We start from the raw sequence: 15,734 nt of genomic DNA on the forward strand, positions 1-15,734 counted from the left end.
CAGTTGCGATGTCACAACACGCCGAACCCGCTGCTTCTGCCTCCGCCGGTGAAACACCCACGCTTGATCCCGCGGTGGCGCACGCCCTCAAACGGGACGCCGCCGGCCTCGTTGCGGCGATTGTCCAGGCCCACGACACCGGGGACGTACTGATGCTCGGCTGGATGGACGATGAAGCGCTGCGGCGAACCCTGACGAGCGGCCGCGTCACCTTCTACTCGCGGTCACGGCAGGAATACTGGCGCAAGGGCGACACCTCCGGCCACGTGCAGTATGTGCAGTCGGTCGCGCTGGACTGCGACGGCGATGCGCTGCTGGTGCGGGTGCACCAGGTCGGCGCGGCCTGCCACACCGGGACGCGGACCTGTTTCGACGGCAGGGAGCTTGCCGCCGTCGCCGGCCCCGCGTGAGCCGCACCGTTTGCAGCAGGAGACCATCAGCCCGCCCACCGCTGCGGATGGGCGCGAGATTCAGGAAGCACATGTCATGGACGAGCTCGGAGTAATCAGCCCAGGCCTGGAGGAGTTCCGCGCCCTTGCCCGGGACCGGCGCGTCATTCCCGTCCGCCTGATGGTGCTCGACGACGCCCACACGCCGATCGGCATCTACCGCAAGCTGGCTGACGGCCACCCAGGCACGTTCCTCATGGAATCGGCTGCCGAGGGCGGAGTGTGGTCGCGGTACTCGTTCATCGGCGTCAATTCGCGGGCAACGCTCACCACCAGGGACGGCGAGGCCTGCTGGCTCGGCGAGCCTCCCGCGGGAGTCCCTGTGGGCGGCAATCCGGTCGAAGCACTCCGCCGGACCGTCGAGGAACTCCAGACCGCCCGCTTCGACGGACTTCCGCCGTTCACCTCCGGCATGGTCGGTTTCATCGGCTGGGAATCCGTCCGCCACTGGGAACGGCTCACCTCCCCTCCGGAAGACGACCTCGATCTGCCGGAACTGGCCATGAACCTCGTCACCGACATGGCTATTCATGACAATGCGGGCGGCAAGGTCACCCTGGTGGCCAACGCGATCAACTATGACAATTCTTCCGATCGCGTCGACGAAGCCTGGCACGACGCCGTTGCCCGCCTCCGCAGCATGCTCCAGCGGCTTGCCGCCGCGTCGGATCAGCCGGTGTCAATCCTGGCCGACGGCGCAACCGACAGCGCAGCGCTGATGTCCCGCGTGCGTGAACGCTGGGATCGCGACCGGTATCTGGCGGCGATCGAGCGGGGCAAGCAAGCCATCGTTGATGGCGAGGTGTTCCAGGTTGTCATCTCGCGCCGGTTCGAACTGGACTGCGAGGCATCGGCGCTGGACGTCTACCGGGTGCTGCGCACCACCAACCCCAGTCCGTACATGTACCTTTTCAGCCTTGAGGACCCGACTGGGCGGCCCTATTCAATCGTCGGCTCTTCGCCGGAAGCGCTTGTCACCGTCAACGGCTCCGAAGTCATCACCCATCCCATCGCCGGATCCCGGCCACGCGGCAGGACAGCCGAACAGGACCGCGCCCTGGCGGAGGAACTCCTCGCCGACGAAAAGGAGCGCGCGGAGCACCTCATGCTGGTGGACCTGGCACGCAACGACATCTCCAAGGTGTGCCGGCCGGGAACAGTGGACGTCACACAGTTCATGGAGGTCGAGCGGTTCAGCCACATCATGCACCTGGTGTCCACCGTCGTCGGGCAACTGGATCCGGCGCGGTCCGCCTACGATGTCCTCGCCGCGACCTTCCCGGCGGGAACCCTGTCCGGAGCGCCCAAACCCCGAGCGCTCCGGCTGCTTGATGAACTTGAACCGCACAAGCGGGGTATCTACGGGGGAGTAGTGGGCTACTTCGACTTCGCCGGAGACATGGACATGGCCATCGCGATCCGCTCAGCACTGCTGCGCGACAACCGGGCCTACGTCCAGGCCGGCGGTGGAATTGTGGCCGATTCCGAGCTCGAAGCCGAGGCGCAGGAGACGGTCAACAAGGCCGCAGCTCCGTTGCGCGCCGCGCTGATCGCCGCGAGCCTTCATCCGGTGACCGGTCCGGGGGCGGGTACGCCGTGAGCCCGTCGTCCCGGTCGGGCGCTCCTGCCCCTTCCCGCACACCCGCCCTGCGCCGCAGGGGAGTTCTCGTCCTCGCGACGGTGACCTCGGCATTGGCCGCTTTCGGCAGTACCACCCAGGCCTGGCTTTCGGTGACCCTGCCGCAATCCGCCGTACAGACTCCTTCCATTGAGGTGCCAGGCTCAGACGCCGCCACCGCGGTGACCGCATTTGCGCTGGTGGGTCTGGCCGCGGCGCTGGCTGCATCGATTGCCGGCCGCATCGCCCGGTGGATCATCGCCGTCATTCTGACCGTTGCGGGCGTCGGCATCGCCCTCAGCAGCCTTGCCGTCGCCACTGATCCGATGACCGCCGCCGAACCCGCGATCGGAGAAGCGCTCGGCGTCACCAGCCAGGACGGCGCCTCCGTGACGGCAACCGCCATGCCGTGGCTGGCCGCGGTGGCGGGGCTGATGCTGCTGCTCTGCGCGGTATGGCTGCTCATTGCGGGCAGCGGCTGGCGCACCGCCCGCCGCTACGAGAACCGGCAGGAGCCTTCGCCCTCCCGGAACGCACCGGCGAAGGCGGATACAAACGCTGACGAGATCGACAATTGGGACAGCCTCAGCCGGGGTGAGGATCCGACAGGCTGAGTGCCCCTGACGAATCAACGCCCTGCTGAATCAATGGCAGAATGGACTACAGACCACAGCACAAGGAGATACGCCATGGCTAAGACCGCGCCCGAGACCCGTTCCAACGAAACCCCGATGGCTGAGCATTCTTCCGTTCACGATGAGACCATCGGACACGGCAACAGCCCGGCAGCATGGACCTGCGTCTTCGTGATGCTCGCCGGAGCGGCGCTGTCCGCGTTCGCCTACGTTTTCGCCAGCACCGAGGGCAACATGGACGCGGGGACCATCCTGTTCTGGATCGGCGCCCTCATCATGGTGATCGGGCTCGCGCTCGGAATCATCCTCAAGAAGGCCGGCTTCGGCGTGGGTGGCCACAGGCTCAAGAACACCGGGCACTAAGTGAGCGTTCTCGACGACATCATCACTGGAGTCCGGGAGGATCTCGACGTACGCAGGAATCGCCTGCCGCTCGAAGAAGTACGCGTCCTCGCCGAACGTGCACCCGCGCCGCGGAACGCCTATGCCGCGCTGAGCACACAGGCCAGGGGCGTCCGCGTCATCGCCGAGGTGAAGCGGAAGAGCCCCTCCAAAGGTGAACTGTCACTGATCCAGGATCCAGCTGAGCTGGCTGCGGCCTATGAGCGAGGCGGCGCCTCGGTGATCAGTGTCCTCACCGAGGAACGCCGGTTCGGCGGATCGCTTGCGGATCTCGACGCCGTCCGTGCGGCCGTGGATCTGCCGGTCCTCCGCAAGGATTTCACGGTTGACGAGTACCAGATCTGGGAAGCCCGCGCCCATGGCGCGGATCTGATTCTGCTGATCGTTGCGGCGCTCGACGACGCCACGCTTACCTCCTTCCTCGAACTCACCGAGCGGCTTGGCATGCACGCACTCGTCGAAACGCATACCGCTGAGGAAGTAGAGCGCGCGGTCGCGGTCGGTGCACGCATTATCGGCGTCAACGTGCGCAACCTCAAAACGCTTGATATTGACCGCTCCGTCTTCCCGGTACTCGCCGGGCTCATCCCTTCCGGTTCCGTTGTAGTTGCCGAGTCAGGCGTCCGGGACATCTCCGACGTCGAAAGTTTTGTGGCGCAGGGGGCGCGCGCTGTCCTCGTTGGAGAGGCGCTGGTTCGCCACTCCAACCCGGAGGTCACGGTCGGTGAGTTCACTCGCGCCGGCGCCGCATTGCGCCATTGAGATTGCATTACTGAGGCAGTTCCCGACAGCACGGACGGCCGCACCCATCACGACAGGACACCAGGTTCATGAGCGACAATCCACAGCCGCAGGCTGCAACTGACGGTGCCGCAGAGGCATTTCTCGCCGGGGGATCGCTGCGCAACGCGCAGGGCCCGTACTTCGGCGCGTACGGCGGGCGCTGGATGCCCGAGTCGCTGATCGCCGCCCTGGATGAGCTGGAAGAGACCTTCGACAAGGCCAAAGCTGATCCCGATTTCCTGGCCCAGATCGCCGAGCTCAACCGGTCCTACTCCGGCCGGCCGTCCCTGCTGACGGAAGCGCATCGTTTTGCGGAGCACGCGGGCGGCGTACGGGTGTTCCTCAAGCGCGAGGACCTGAACCACACGGGATCGCACAAGATCAACAACGTGCTGGGCCAGGCCCTCCTCGCCAAGCGGATGGGAAAGACCCGCGTGATCGCTGAAACGGGCGCGGGTCAGCACGGAGTGGCCAGCGCCACCGCTGCCGCCCTGCTCGGTCTCGAATGCGTGGTCTACATGGGTGCGGAGGATTGCCGGAGGCAGGCCCTCAACGTTGCACGCATGCAGCTTCTGGGAGCGGAGGTCATTCCCGTCACCAACGGATCGCAGACGCTGAAGGACGCCATCAACGACGCGCTGCGGGACTGGGTGGCCAACGTGCAGACCACGCACTACCTGCTTGGGACGGCTGCCGGAGCCCATCCCTTCCCGGCAATGGTGCGTTATTTCCATGAGGTCATCGGCGAGGAAGCGCGCGAGCAGATCCTTGAGGTGGCGGGCAGGCTTCCTGACGCTGTCTGTGCCTGCATCGGCGGAGGTTCAAACGCCATCGGAATCTTCCACGGCTTCCTCGATGATCGCGGAGTTGCCCTCTACGGATTTGAGGCAGGCGGGGACGGCGTAGACACGGGACGCCATGCTGCCACCATCACGCTCGGACGGCCGGGTGTGCTTCATGGTGCGCGCTCGTACCTGATGCAGGATGATGACGGGCAAACCGTCGAGTCGCACTCAATCTCCGCCGGTTTGGACTACCCGGGAGTCGGCCCGGAGCACGCGTTCCTTGCCGACATCGGCAGGGCCAGCTATGAGCCGATCACCGACGCTGAAGCCATGGAAGCGTTCCGCCTGCTGTGCCGGACGGAGGGCATCATCCCCGCCATCGAGTCTGCGCATGCGCTGGCCGGGACTCTGAAAGTGGGCCAACGCCTTGCGGCGGAGGGCGGAGATCCGCGGGAGAAGATCATCATCGTGAATCTCTCGGGCCGCGGTGACAAGGACGTCGCCACAGCCGCGGAGTGGTTTGACCTGTTGCCCGAGGACAGCGCGGAAGCCGAGATCGGCGCGGAAGGGGAACAACTATGAGCGCCGGAACCATGAGCAAGTCAGCCGCCGCGATCGAGCGTGCCCGCGCCGAAGGGCGCACCGCCCTGATCGGTTATCTTCCCGCCGGATTCCCCGACGTGCAGACCACCATCGACGCCGCGGTCGCACTCGCGGAGAACGGCGTGGATCTGATCGAGATCGGGATTCCCTACTCGGACCCCGTGATGGACGGAGCGGTCATCCAGCAGGCGACCGTCGAGGCGCTGCAGAACGGTTTCACTGTGCGGCAGATCTTCGACGTTGTCGAGGGAATCACCAGACGAACCGAAGCGGCAGTACTCGTGATGACCTACTGGAATCCCGTTATGCGCATGGGAGTCCGAGAGTTCGCCGGTCGCCTGGCTGCAGCCGGAGGAGCCGGACTCATCACGCCTGACCTCGTTCCGGACGAGGCAGCCGAGTGGATGGCTGTCTCGGAAGAGTTCGGGCTCGACCGGGTCTTCCTTGTCGCTCCCTCAAGCTCTCCGGAACGCATGCAGTCCACGGTCGATTCAACGCGGGGATTTGTCTATGCCGTGTCCATCATGGGCATCACCGGCGCCCGCTCCTCGGTCAGTTCGGCAGCGCGCGAGGTTGTCGCGGCGGCGCACCGGGCCGGTGCCGAGCGCGCCTGCGTCGGACTCGGAGTGTCCACTGCTGAGCATGTCCGGGAAATCGGAGCCTATGCCGACGGCGTCATTGTCGGCACCGCCCTGGTCGCTGCCCTGCGTGACGGCGGCGTTCCCGCCGTGGCCGCGCTGGCGAAAGACCTGAGCACCGGAACCGGAAAGAGTTGACCATGATCCCCGCCAGCATCCCCAGCCCGCCCGCAGAATGGGCAAGCTTCTCGATCGGCCCGGCCACCATCCACGCGTACGCGCTGTGCATACTCACCGGCATCATCGTTGCGCTACTTCTCACCTCGGCCCGCTGGAAGCGTTACGGCGGCAACCCCGACGTCGTCTGGGACGTAGCCATCTGGGCAGTTCCTTTCGGTCTGATCGGCGGCCGTCTTTACCACGTCTTCTCCTCACCGGACGCGTATTTCGGACCTGACGGAGATCTTTCACGCATTCCCCGGATCTGGGAAGGCGGCCTGGGGATCTGGGGGGCCGTCGCGCTCGGAGCGGTCGGCGCCTGGATAGGCTGCCGCCGCGCCGGTGTCCGGCTGGCGGCGTTTGCGGACGCTGCCGCGCCGGGAGTCCTGCTGGCGCAGGCGATCGGCCGCTGGGGCAACTGGTTCAACCAGGAGCTGTTCGGAGCGCCCACCGATCTGCCCTGGGGACTCGAGATCGACGCCGACAACCCCAACTTCCCCCCGGGTGCGGATCCGGGAACCCTGTTCCATCCCACGTTCCTGTATGAATCGCTCTGGAACCTCGTGGGTGTTGCACTCCTGCTTCTCCTGGACCGCAGGCTCCGGCTGCGGGGCGGACGCATGTTCTGGCTGTATGCCGCGTACTACACGGCGGGCCGGGTCTGGATTGAGGCCCTGCGGATCGACGATGCCGAAATGATCACCATTCTGGGCGTGACCCAGCGGTTGAATGTCTGGACAAGCGTCCTTGTGCTCGGGGTCTCCCTCGCCATCTTCGTCTATCTTTCGGTGAAGCAGCGGGGCGTGAAAGAGCACTCCGTCTACCTGCCCGGACGCGCTCCTGACGGTACAGACAACGACGACGCCGCGCCGGCGGCCGCAGATAACGGATCAGGCACAGAGGTCCAGAGTTCGGACACATCGGCTGGGACGGAGCCGGACCGTGCTAATCTTCCAGAAACAAAAGACGCCTCGGGCACGTCTGCCTCCGCTGGACTCGCCCCCGAGGAACCCCGGGAATCAGATCCCCGAAAATAGCTCCCAGCTGGGCCACCGCCCTAGCTCAGGACACCGTCACAGCGTCGTGGCTCTGCTCGGTATATCAGCTGGCTCACAGGCTTTCGCCCCGTACCGGGATTGACCAGGCCGCGCCGCCGTCAATTCACGCCCGCAATCCATGCCGGCATGTTGCGTGCCGGTTCTACAATGTGCACAAGGAAATGAAGCGCTTTCCTGCAGGGAAAGCGTGCCCCGGGGCCGAAGCTGTCCCCTCCCGACGCTCCATCATGGGGGAAGGACTCTATCTATGACTGCACCCACCACCGGTATGCTCCCGGAGGCAACCCACACCGAATCGCCGTTCACGCGCTTCGCCTCATACCCGAAGGCGTCCGGGCTTTACAACCCGGAGAATGAGAAGGACGCCTGCGGCCTGGCAGTCATTGCCACGCTTCGCGGGGAGCCGGGCCACGACATCGTTGATGCAGCGCTTACCGCCCTGCGCAACCTGGAACACCGTGGCGCCGTCGGCGCTGACGAAGGAACAGGCGACGGCGCGGGCCTCCTGACCCAGGTTCCGGACGAGTTCTTCCGCGCGGTCGTTGATTTCGACCTACCGGCCGCAGGGAACTACGCGGTCGGTACTGCCTTCCTTCCCGCCGAGGCCGGCGAAGAGGCAACCGCCCGGGCCGGGATTGAAAGCCTTGCCGAGTCCGAGGGCCTGACGGTTCTCGGCTGGCGCGAGGTTCCCATCACCGCTGACCTCGTCGGTTCCATGGCGAGGGCGTGCATGCCGCACTTCGTTCAGTTGTTCATTGCCCCTGTTGCCGACAGGGTGCAGGATCTCGATGCCAAGGCCTTCCGCCTGCGCAAACGGGCCCAGAACAAGTACGGCGTCTATTTTCCCTCGCTGTCTTCCAAAACCATGGTCTACAAGGGCATGCTGACCACGGCGCAGCTCGAGCCGTTCTATCCGGACCTGTCGGACCCACGCTTCAAGACGAAGCTCGGAATTGTCCACTCGCGCTTCTCCACCAACACTTTCCCTTCCTGGCCGCTGGCCCAGCCCTTCCGCACCATTGCGCACAACGGCGAGATCAACACCGTCAAGGGCAACCGGAACTGGATGCGGGCACGGCAGTCGCAGCTTGGGAACCCCCTGCTCGGCGACTCTCCCGAGGAACTGTTCCCTATCTGCACTCCCGGTGCCTCAGACTCCGCTTCGTTCGATGAGGTAGCGGAACTGCTGATGCTGGCGGGACGCCCCATCACGCACGCGATCATGATGATGATCCCGGAGGCGTGGGAGAACCACACCTCGATGGACCCCGCCCGGCGCGCCTTCTACCAGTACCACTCGATGCTCATGGAGCCCTGGGACGGCCCGGCCGCGGTCTCCTTCACGGATGGACGGCTTGTCGGGGCGGTCCTGGACCGCAACGGGCTGCGCCCCGCCCGGTACTGGGTGATGGAGGATGGGCTCGTCGTCCTTGCCTCCGAAGTCGGCGTCATCGACGTCGAACCCTCCAAGATCGTGCGCAAGGGGCGCGTGTCGCCCGGCAAGATGTTCCTCGTTGATACGGAGGATGGCCGCATCATCGAAGACCAAGAGGTCAAAGCGGAGGTCGCTGCGGCCAACCCGTGGGGCGAATGGGTGAAGGAAAACCTGATTGATCTGAAGGACCTTCCCGAGCGCGAGCACGTAGTGCACACCAAGGCTTCGATCAACCGCCGTCAGCGGACCTTCGGCTACACGCAGGAGGAACTGCGCATCCTGCTGGGTCCCATGGCGAAGGCCGGTGCAGAGCCGCTGGGCGCAATGGGTTCGGACACACCGATCGCGGTACTCTCCAAGCGCCCGCGGCTCCTGTTCGACTACTTCGTGCAGTCCTTCGCGCAGGTCACCAACCCGCCGCTGGACGCGATCCGCGAGGAACTGGTCACCTCCATGGGCGTCACCATTGGTCCGGACGGAAACCTGCTGTCTTCCAGGCAGGTCCACTCCAAGCAGATCGCGCTGACGTTCCCGGTCATCGATAATGACGAGCTGGCGAAGATCGCAAACCTTGAATCCGACGACGGCGACCGCCTCACCGTCCGCGTGCGCGGCCTGTACAGGGTCGACGGCGGCGAGGCCTCCCTGCGTGCGCGGCTTGCGGAAATCTGCGAGCAGGTTTCGAGCGCGATCAACCGCGGCATCCAGTACGTGGTGCTCTCGGACCGCGATTCCAACGCTCAGTGGGCTCCAATCCCCTCGCTGCTGCTGACCAGCGCCGTCCACCACCACCTGCTGAAGAGCGCCACGCGTACCAAGACCTCCCTCGTGGTTGAGGCGGGCGACGTTCGTGAAGTACACCATGTCGCCGTGCTCATCGGTTATGGTGCGTCTGCCATCAACCCCTACCTCGCCATGGAAAGCTGCGAGGAACTGGTCCGCAATGGGGAGATCAACGGGGTTACTGCGGAGCAGGCTGTCGCGAACCTGATCAAGGGGCTCGGCAAGGGCGTCCTGAAGATCATGTCGAAGATGGGTATCTCCACTGTCAGCTCCTACTGCGGAGCACAGACCTTCGAAGCCCTCGGCCTTGCCCAGGAACTCGTGGACGAGTACTTCCACGGAACGCAGACTCAGCTCGGCGGTGTCGGCCTTGATGTGGTCGCTGCCGAGGCCGCGGCACGCCACGAGTACGCATACCCGCAGGATGGGATCGAGGACCCGTACCGCAGCCTGGACAACGGCGGCGAGTACCAGTGGCGCCGGGAAGGCCCGCCTCACCTGTTCAATCCCGAAACGGTCTTCCGCCTGCAGCACGCCACGCGTGAACGCCGCTACGACATCTTCAAGTCCTACACCAAGGGTGTCGACGACCAGTCCCGCGAGCTGATGACCCTGCGCGGCCTGCTCGGCTTCAAAGAGGGGCTGCGGCCACCGGTTCCGCTTGAGGAAGTCGAGCCGGTATCGAGCATCGTCAAGCGTTTCTCGACGGGTGCCATGAGCTACGGGTCCATCTCGCAGGAGGCCCACGAGACCCTCGCCATCGCCATGAACCGTCTGGGAGCCAAGTCCAATACCGGTGAAGGCGGCGAGGACGTGGACCGGCTGCTTGATCCGGAGCGGCGCTCGGCGATCAAGCAGGTTGCGTCGGGGCGCTTCGGCGTCACCAGCCTGTATCTGACCAACGCCGACGACATCCAGATCAAGATGGCGCAGGGAGCAAAGCCCGGTGAGGGCGGCCAGCTGATGAGCCAGAAGGTCTATCCGTGGGTTGCCCGGACGAGGCACTCCACCCCCGGGGTCGCGCTGATCTCGCCGCCCCCGCACCACGACATCTACTCGATCGAGGACCTGGCGCAGCTGATTTACGACCTGAAGCGCGCCAACACTTCGGCGCGTGTCCACGTGAAGCTCGTATCGGAAGTCGGAATCGGCACAGTGGCAGCCGGCGTCACGAAGGCGAAGGCCGACGTCGTACTCATCTCCGGACACGACGGCGGAACGGGTGCCAGCCCGCTCAACTCGCTCAAGCATGCGGGCGTGCCGTGGGAGCTCGGCGTCGCTGAGACCCAGCAGACGCTGATGCTCAACGGGCTGCGCGACCGCGTGGTCGTCCAGGTCGACGGACAGCTCAAGACCGGGCGCGATGTCCTGATCGCAGCGCTGCTCGGCGGCGAGGAGTTCGGCTTCGCTACCGCACCGCTGGTGGTGTCGGGCTGCATCATGATGCGCGTCTGCCACCTCGACACCTGTCCGGTAGGCGTGGCAACGCAGAACCCGGAACTGCGGAGCCGCTTCACCGGCAAGCCCGAGTTCGTGGTGAACTTCTTCGAGTTCATCGCCGAAGAAGTCCGCGAGCTGCTCGCCGAACTCGGCTTCCGCACGATGGATGAAGCGATCGGCCACAATGAGGTGCTCGACGTCCAGCGCGCCGTCCGGCATTGGAAGGCGGACGGGCTGGATCTCGACCCCATCCTGCGTGGAAACGAGTTCGGTGAGGATGCTCCGCTCCGGAACATGTTCGGGCAGAATCACGAGCTGGACCAGCACTTCGACAACAAGCTGATCGACATGAGCAGTGACGCGCTGAACCACCGTGCTCCTGTCCGCATCACACTCGACGTCGTCAACACCGACCGCTCAGTCGGCACGATGCTGGGTTACGAGGTCACCCGCCGATTCGGTACGGAGACCCTCGCAACGGACACCATCGATGTCACCCTGACCGGCCAGGCCGGCCAGTCACTCGGTGCCTTCCTCCCAGCGGGCATCACACTGCGGCTGCTCGGTGACTCGAATGACTACGTCGGCAAGGGCCTCTCCGGCGGGCGCATTATCGTGCGTCCGGACCGCGCGAACGTCTTCGCGGCCGAACGCAACGTTATTGCAGGCAACGTCATCGGCTATGGCGCGACAAGCGGCGAGATCTTCCTCCGCGGTCAGGTGGGGGAGCGGTTCCTGGTACGCAACTCCGGCGCGACCGCCGTCGTCGAGGGTATCGGCGACCACGGATGCGAGTACATGACCGGTGGGCAGACGCTGATCCTTGGCCGCACCGGGCGGAACTTCGGCGCCGGTATGTCCGGAGGAACCGCCTATGTCCTTGACCTCGATGAGACGCGCCTGAATGTGCAGGCGCTGAACAGCGGTGAACTGAAACTGGAGGAACTGGACGCGGAAGATATTGAAATCGTCCGCCAGTTGCTGCTCCGGCACCAGGAAGAAACGGAGTCACCGCTCGCTGCGAAGCTGCTCGACGATTTCGAGACCACCGTGCCCCGGCTCACCAAGGTGCTGCCGCGCGACTTCGCACGTGTTCTCGATGCCCGCGCCGCTGCCATCGAAGAGGGGCTCGACCCCGACGGGGAAGAGGTCTGGAACAGAATTTTGGAGGTTACCGGTGGCTGACCCACGTGGATTCATGAAGGTGCGCGAGCGGCAGACGCAGCCGCGCAGGCCCGTACCGGTCCGGATCATGGACTGGAAAGAAGTGTACGAGGCCCAGGAAAAGGGCGTGCTGAAGAGCCAGGCCGGCCGGTGCATGGACTGCGGCATCCCGTTCTGCCACCAAGGCTGCCCACTGGGCAACCTCATCCCGGAATGGAATGACCTGACGTCGCGGGACAAGGGCCGCGAGGCGATCGACCGGCTGCACGCCACGAACAATTTTCCGGAGTTCACCGGACGGCTGTGCCCCGCTCCCTGTGAGGCATCCTGCGTTCTCGGCATCAACCAGCCTCCGGTCACGATCAAGCAGGTCGAGGTTTCGATCATCGACGAGGCGTTCGAGAACGACTGGGTCCACCCCCATCCGCCGGAGCGGCTGACTGGCAAGACCATCGCCGTCGTCGGTTCGGGTCCGGCCGGCCTTGCTGCAGCGCAACAGCTCACCCGTACCGGGCACACGGTCGCGGTCTATGAGCGCGATGACCGCATCGGCGGCCTACTGCGCTACGGGATCCCGGACTTCAAGATGGAGAAGATCCAGCTCGATCGGCGCCTTGAGCAGATGAAGGCCGAGGGGACGCGTTTCCGCGCAGGTGTTGAAGTAGGCCGCGACATCAGTTGGGACCAGCTGCGCCGCCGGTATGACGCCGTCGTGATTTCAACCGGCGCCACGGTACCGCGCGACCTGCCGATTCCCGGCCGGGATCTCGACGGAGTGCATTTCGCCATGGAGTATCTCGTTGACTCAAACCGGGTGGTCGCGGGGGAGGAGATCGAGGACCAGATCCACGCCGAAGGCAAGCACGTCGTCATTCTCGGCGGTGGGGACACGGGCGCCGACTGCATCGGCACCGCACACCGGCACAAGGCAGCGTCGGTCACCACGCTGGCAATCGGGCAGCAGCCGCCGATCGAGCGCATGCCCAACCAGCCCTGGCCCACGTTCCCCACGCTGTTCGAGGTAGCCAGTGCACACGAGGAGGGCGGTGAGCGTACCTACCTTGCGTCGACAGTCGAGTTCGTCGGCGAGAACGGCAAGCTGAGCGCCGTCCGCGTCGCTGAAACCGAGTTCATCAACGGGAAGAGGCTTCCGAAGGCCGGAAGTGAGCGGGATATCCCCGCGGATCTGGTGTTCCTCGCCCTGGGATTCACCGGCCCGGAGCCTGCGGGTATAGCTGATCAGCTCGACGCCGCTTTTGACGGGCGCGGTAACGTTGAGCGCGATGGATACTACATGACCAACACGCCCGGAATCTTCGTTGCAGGCGACGCGGGACGCGGACAATCCCTCATCGTATGGGCGATCGCGGAGGGGCGCGCGTGTGCAGCTGCGGTTGATCAGTGGCTGATGGGTCATACCAAGCTGCCTGCACCGGTGGCACCGACAGACCGCGCTCTCAACGTCCTGTAGTTTCCCAGGGACCCTAAGGGCGCACAGCAATCCACGAAAACGATACGACAGGCAAGGTTTTATGAGACGCGCAAAGATAGTGGCCACCTTCGGCCCGGCAATCGCGAGCTATGAGAACACCCTCGCAGTACTTAGGGCCGGGGTGGATGTCGCTCGAATGAACATGAGTCATGGCGACCACGCCGTGCACAACCAGACCTACGAATTCGTCCGGAAGGCGGCAGAGGAACTCGGCCGTCCCGTGGGCATCTTCGCGGATCTGCAGGGCCCCAAGATCCGACTGGGCCGCTTCATCGATGGACCCCATGTACTGCTTCCGGGTGACACGTTCACCATTACCACGGAGGACATAGAGGGTACCGCCGAGATCTGCTCGACCACCCACAAGGGACTGCCGCAGGACGTCAACGTCGGCGACACCCTGCTGATCGACGACGGCAAGGTCGCGATGGTCGCGGTCGCGGTCGACGACGTCAAGGTGACCGCGGAGGTCACCGTGGGCGGCGCAGTCTCCAATAACAAGGGCATCAACCTGCCCGGTGTTGCAGTGAACGTTCCCGCCCTCAGCGACAAGGACGAAGAAGACCTCCGCTGGGCAATCCAGCGCGGCGTCGACATGGTGGCGCTGTCCTTCGTGCGTAGTGCTGCAGACGTCGACCGCGTGCACGAGATCATGGATGAGGAGGGCCGGCGCGTTCCGGTCATCGCCAAGATCGAGAAGCCGCAGGCCGTTGACGCGATCGAAGAAATCATCGATGCGTTTGACGCGATCATGGTGGCGCGAGGCGATCTCGGCGTCGAACTGCCCCTTCAGGACGTCCCTATTGTGCAGAAGCGCGCCGTTGAGCTTGCCCGCCGCTGGGCCAAGCCGGTCATCGTCGCCACGCAGGTGCTCGAATCGATGATCGACAATCCCCGTCCCACCCGCGCGGAAGCCTCGGACTGCGCCAATGCAGTGCTCGACGGCGCCGACGCAGTCATGCTGTCCGGAGAGACCAGCGTCGGAAAGTACCCGATCGAGACGGTGCGCACCATGGCCGACATCATCGAATCCACGGAGAAGCACGGGCTTGACCGCGTACCCCCGCTGGGCAGCAAGCCCAAGACCCGCGGTGGCGCCATCACGCGTGCAGCAGTGGAAATTGCTGACCAGCTGGATGCAAAGTACATCTGCACCTTCACCCAGTCAGGCGATTCCGCACGCCGCCTGTCCCGCCTTCGCCCGACGAAGCCTGTTTTCGCCTTCACGCCGGTGCAGTCCACGCTCAACACCATGTCGCTGATCTGGGGTGTCCAGCCGATGCTCGTGGAGTACGCCGAACATACCGACCAGATGACCGCCCAGGTTGACCGGGTGCTGTTCGAGCAGAAGCTGGTGGACCTGAACGACCTCGTGGTCATCGCTGCCGGGTCCCCTCCCGGCCAGTCCGGCTCGACGAACTCGATCAAGGTTCACAAGGTCGGCGACATCGCGGACGCCGGGCAATTGCCTGACCACTACTCGCCGAGCAAGGAAAAGGTCGGTCCCTGGCCGGTCAAGAACAAGCTCAAGTAGCGGCCTGCGCAGGAACTGAATCCGGCACAGACTGAAGAAGGGACCTTGCCTCAGCGGCAAGGTCCCTTCTGTCTATGGTGTTTTCTGTGTCTTGTGTGAGCTTAGTTGACCTGGTTGATGATGGTCTCGGCAACTTCCCGCATGCTCAGGCGGCGGTCCATGGAGGTCTTCTGGATCCAGCGGAAAGCTTCCGGTTCGGTGAGCCCCATCTTGGTGGTGAGCAGGCTTTTTGCGCGCTCAACAAGCTTGCGGGTGGCGAACTGCTCCTGAAGGTCGGAGACCTCGTTCTCCAGCGCCTTGATTTCCTCGTGGCGGGAAAGAGCGATCTCGATCGCGGGAACCAGATCCGCTGGCGTGAAGGGCTTGACCACGTAGGCCATTGCACCGGCGTCGCGGGCACGCTCCACGAGCTCCTTCTGGCTGAAGGCCGTGAGAAGGACGACCGGCGCTATGCGGGCCTTCACGATCTGCTCTGCGGCGGTGATTCCGTCCATCACCGGCATTTTCACGTCCATCAGCACCAGGTCCGGCTTGTGTTCCTTGGCCAGTTCAACGGCCTTCTCGCCGTTATCAGCCTCGGCGACAACGTCATAGCCCTCGCCACGCAGGATCTCCACAATGTCGAGGCGTATGAGGGTTTCATCCTCAGCGACGATCACGCGCCGGGCCGGGCTCGAGTTAGCTGAGTCGCGGTTTTCAGACACTGATGGGCTCCTAGGTATGCGTTCAATGATTCTGCGTTTTCCGGGCGCAGCA

Annotated in this window: 12 protein-coding genes; 11 read left to right on the forward strand and 1 reads right to left on the reverse strand. The window is 64.6% G+C overall.

Annotated elements, in window-relative coordinates:
* Window positions 1-8: 8 nt before the first annotated feature.
* The 11 genes from hisI to pyk all read left to right on the forward strand — a co-directional run bounded on the left by hisI (window position 9) and on the right by pyk (window position 14,978).
* A complete protein-coding gene (hisI, locus tag JOD47_RS15885; protein WP_204535767.1) occupies window positions 9-410 on the forward strand; it encodes a phosphoribosyl-AMP cyclohydrolase in 402 nt (133 codons plus the stop codon).
* Between the two features lie 76 nt (window positions 411-486).
* Window positions 487-2,049, forward strand: a complete 1,563-nt coding sequence (locus JOD47_RS15890; protein ID WP_204535769.1) for an anthranilate synthase component I — start codon at window positions 487-489, stop codon at window positions 2,047-2,049.
* A complete protein-coding gene (locus JOD47_RS15895) occupies window positions 2,046-2,681 on the forward strand; it encodes a Trp biosynthesis-associated membrane protein (protein WP_204535771.1) in 636 nt (211 codons plus the stop codon). Before JOD47_RS15890 ends, JOD47_RS15895 begins: the two co-directional genes overlap by 4 nt.
* 75 nt (window positions 2,682-2,756) lie before the next feature.
* Window positions 2,757-3,065: an HGxxPAAW family protein gene (locus tag JOD47_RS15900; protein ID WP_204535773.1), complete on the forward strand. Its 309-nt coding sequence runs from the start codon at window positions 2,757-2,759 to the stop codon at window positions 3,063-3,065.
* Window positions 3,066-3,866 carry an indole-3-glycerol phosphate synthase TrpC gene (gene trpC, locus JOD47_RS15905; RefSeq protein WP_204535775.1) on the forward strand — a complete coding sequence of 267 codons (801 nt, stop codon included), beginning with the start codon at window positions 3,066-3,068 and terminating at the stop codon, window positions 3,864-3,866. It begins immediately after the preceding gene.
* A gap of 68 nt (window positions 3,867-3,934) precedes the next feature.
* Window positions 3,935-5,254 (forward strand): tryptophan synthase subunit beta, encoded by a 1,320-nt coding sequence (gene trpB, locus JOD47_RS15910; RefSeq protein ID WP_204535777.1) that lies wholly within the window; start codon window positions 3,935-3,937, stop codon window positions 5,252-5,254.
* A complete protein-coding gene (trpA, locus tag JOD47_RS15915) occupies window positions 5,251-6,051 on the forward strand; it encodes a tryptophan synthase subunit alpha (protein WP_204535779.1) in 801 nt (266 codons plus the stop codon). The genes trpB and trpA overlap by 4 nt, the downstream gene beginning before the upstream one ends.
* 2 nt (window positions 6,052-6,053) lie before the next feature.
* Window positions 6,054-7,109, forward strand: coding sequence for a prolipoprotein diacylglyceryl transferase (gene lgt / locus JOD47_RS15920; RefSeq protein WP_204535781.1), 1,056 nt, complete (start codon window positions 6,054-6,056; stop codon window positions 7,107-7,109).
* 268 nt (window positions 7,110-7,377) lie between these two features.
* The gene (gene gltB, locus JOD47_RS15925; protein WP_204535783.1) at window positions 7,378-11,973 is read left to right on the forward strand and encodes a glutamate synthase large subunit; all 4,596 of its coding nucleotides are present in this window, start codon (window positions 7,378-7,380) and stop codon (window positions 11,971-11,973) included.
* Window positions 11,966-13,423: a glutamate synthase subunit beta gene (locus JOD47_RS15930; protein WP_204535785.1), complete on the forward strand. Its 1,458-nt coding sequence runs from the start codon at window positions 11,966-11,968 to the stop codon at window positions 13,421-13,423. Before gltB ends, JOD47_RS15930 begins: the two co-directional genes overlap by 8 nt.
* Before the next feature lie 61 nt (window positions 13,424-13,484).
* Window positions 13,485-14,978 (forward strand): pyruvate kinase, encoded by a 1,494-nt coding sequence (gene pyk / locus JOD47_RS15935; protein WP_204535787.1) that lies wholly within the window; start codon window positions 13,485-13,487, stop codon window positions 14,976-14,978.
* 101 nt (window positions 14,979-15,079) lie between these two features.
* On the opposite strand, the gene JOD47_RS15940 is transcribed toward pyk, so the two are convergent.
* Complete coding sequence (locus JOD47_RS15940; RefSeq protein WP_204535789.1) at window positions 15,080-15,682, reverse strand: ANTAR domain-containing response regulator; 603 nt, start codon at window positions 15,680-15,682, stop codon at window positions 15,080-15,082.
* Window positions 15,683-15,734: the final 52 nt, after the last annotated feature.

It is taken from the genome of Arthrobacter tumbae (assembly GCF_016907495.1).
In the GTDB taxonomy this organism is placed as follows: Bacteria; Actinomycetota; Actinomycetes; order Actinomycetales; family Micrococcaceae; genus Arthrobacter_D; species Arthrobacter_D tumbae.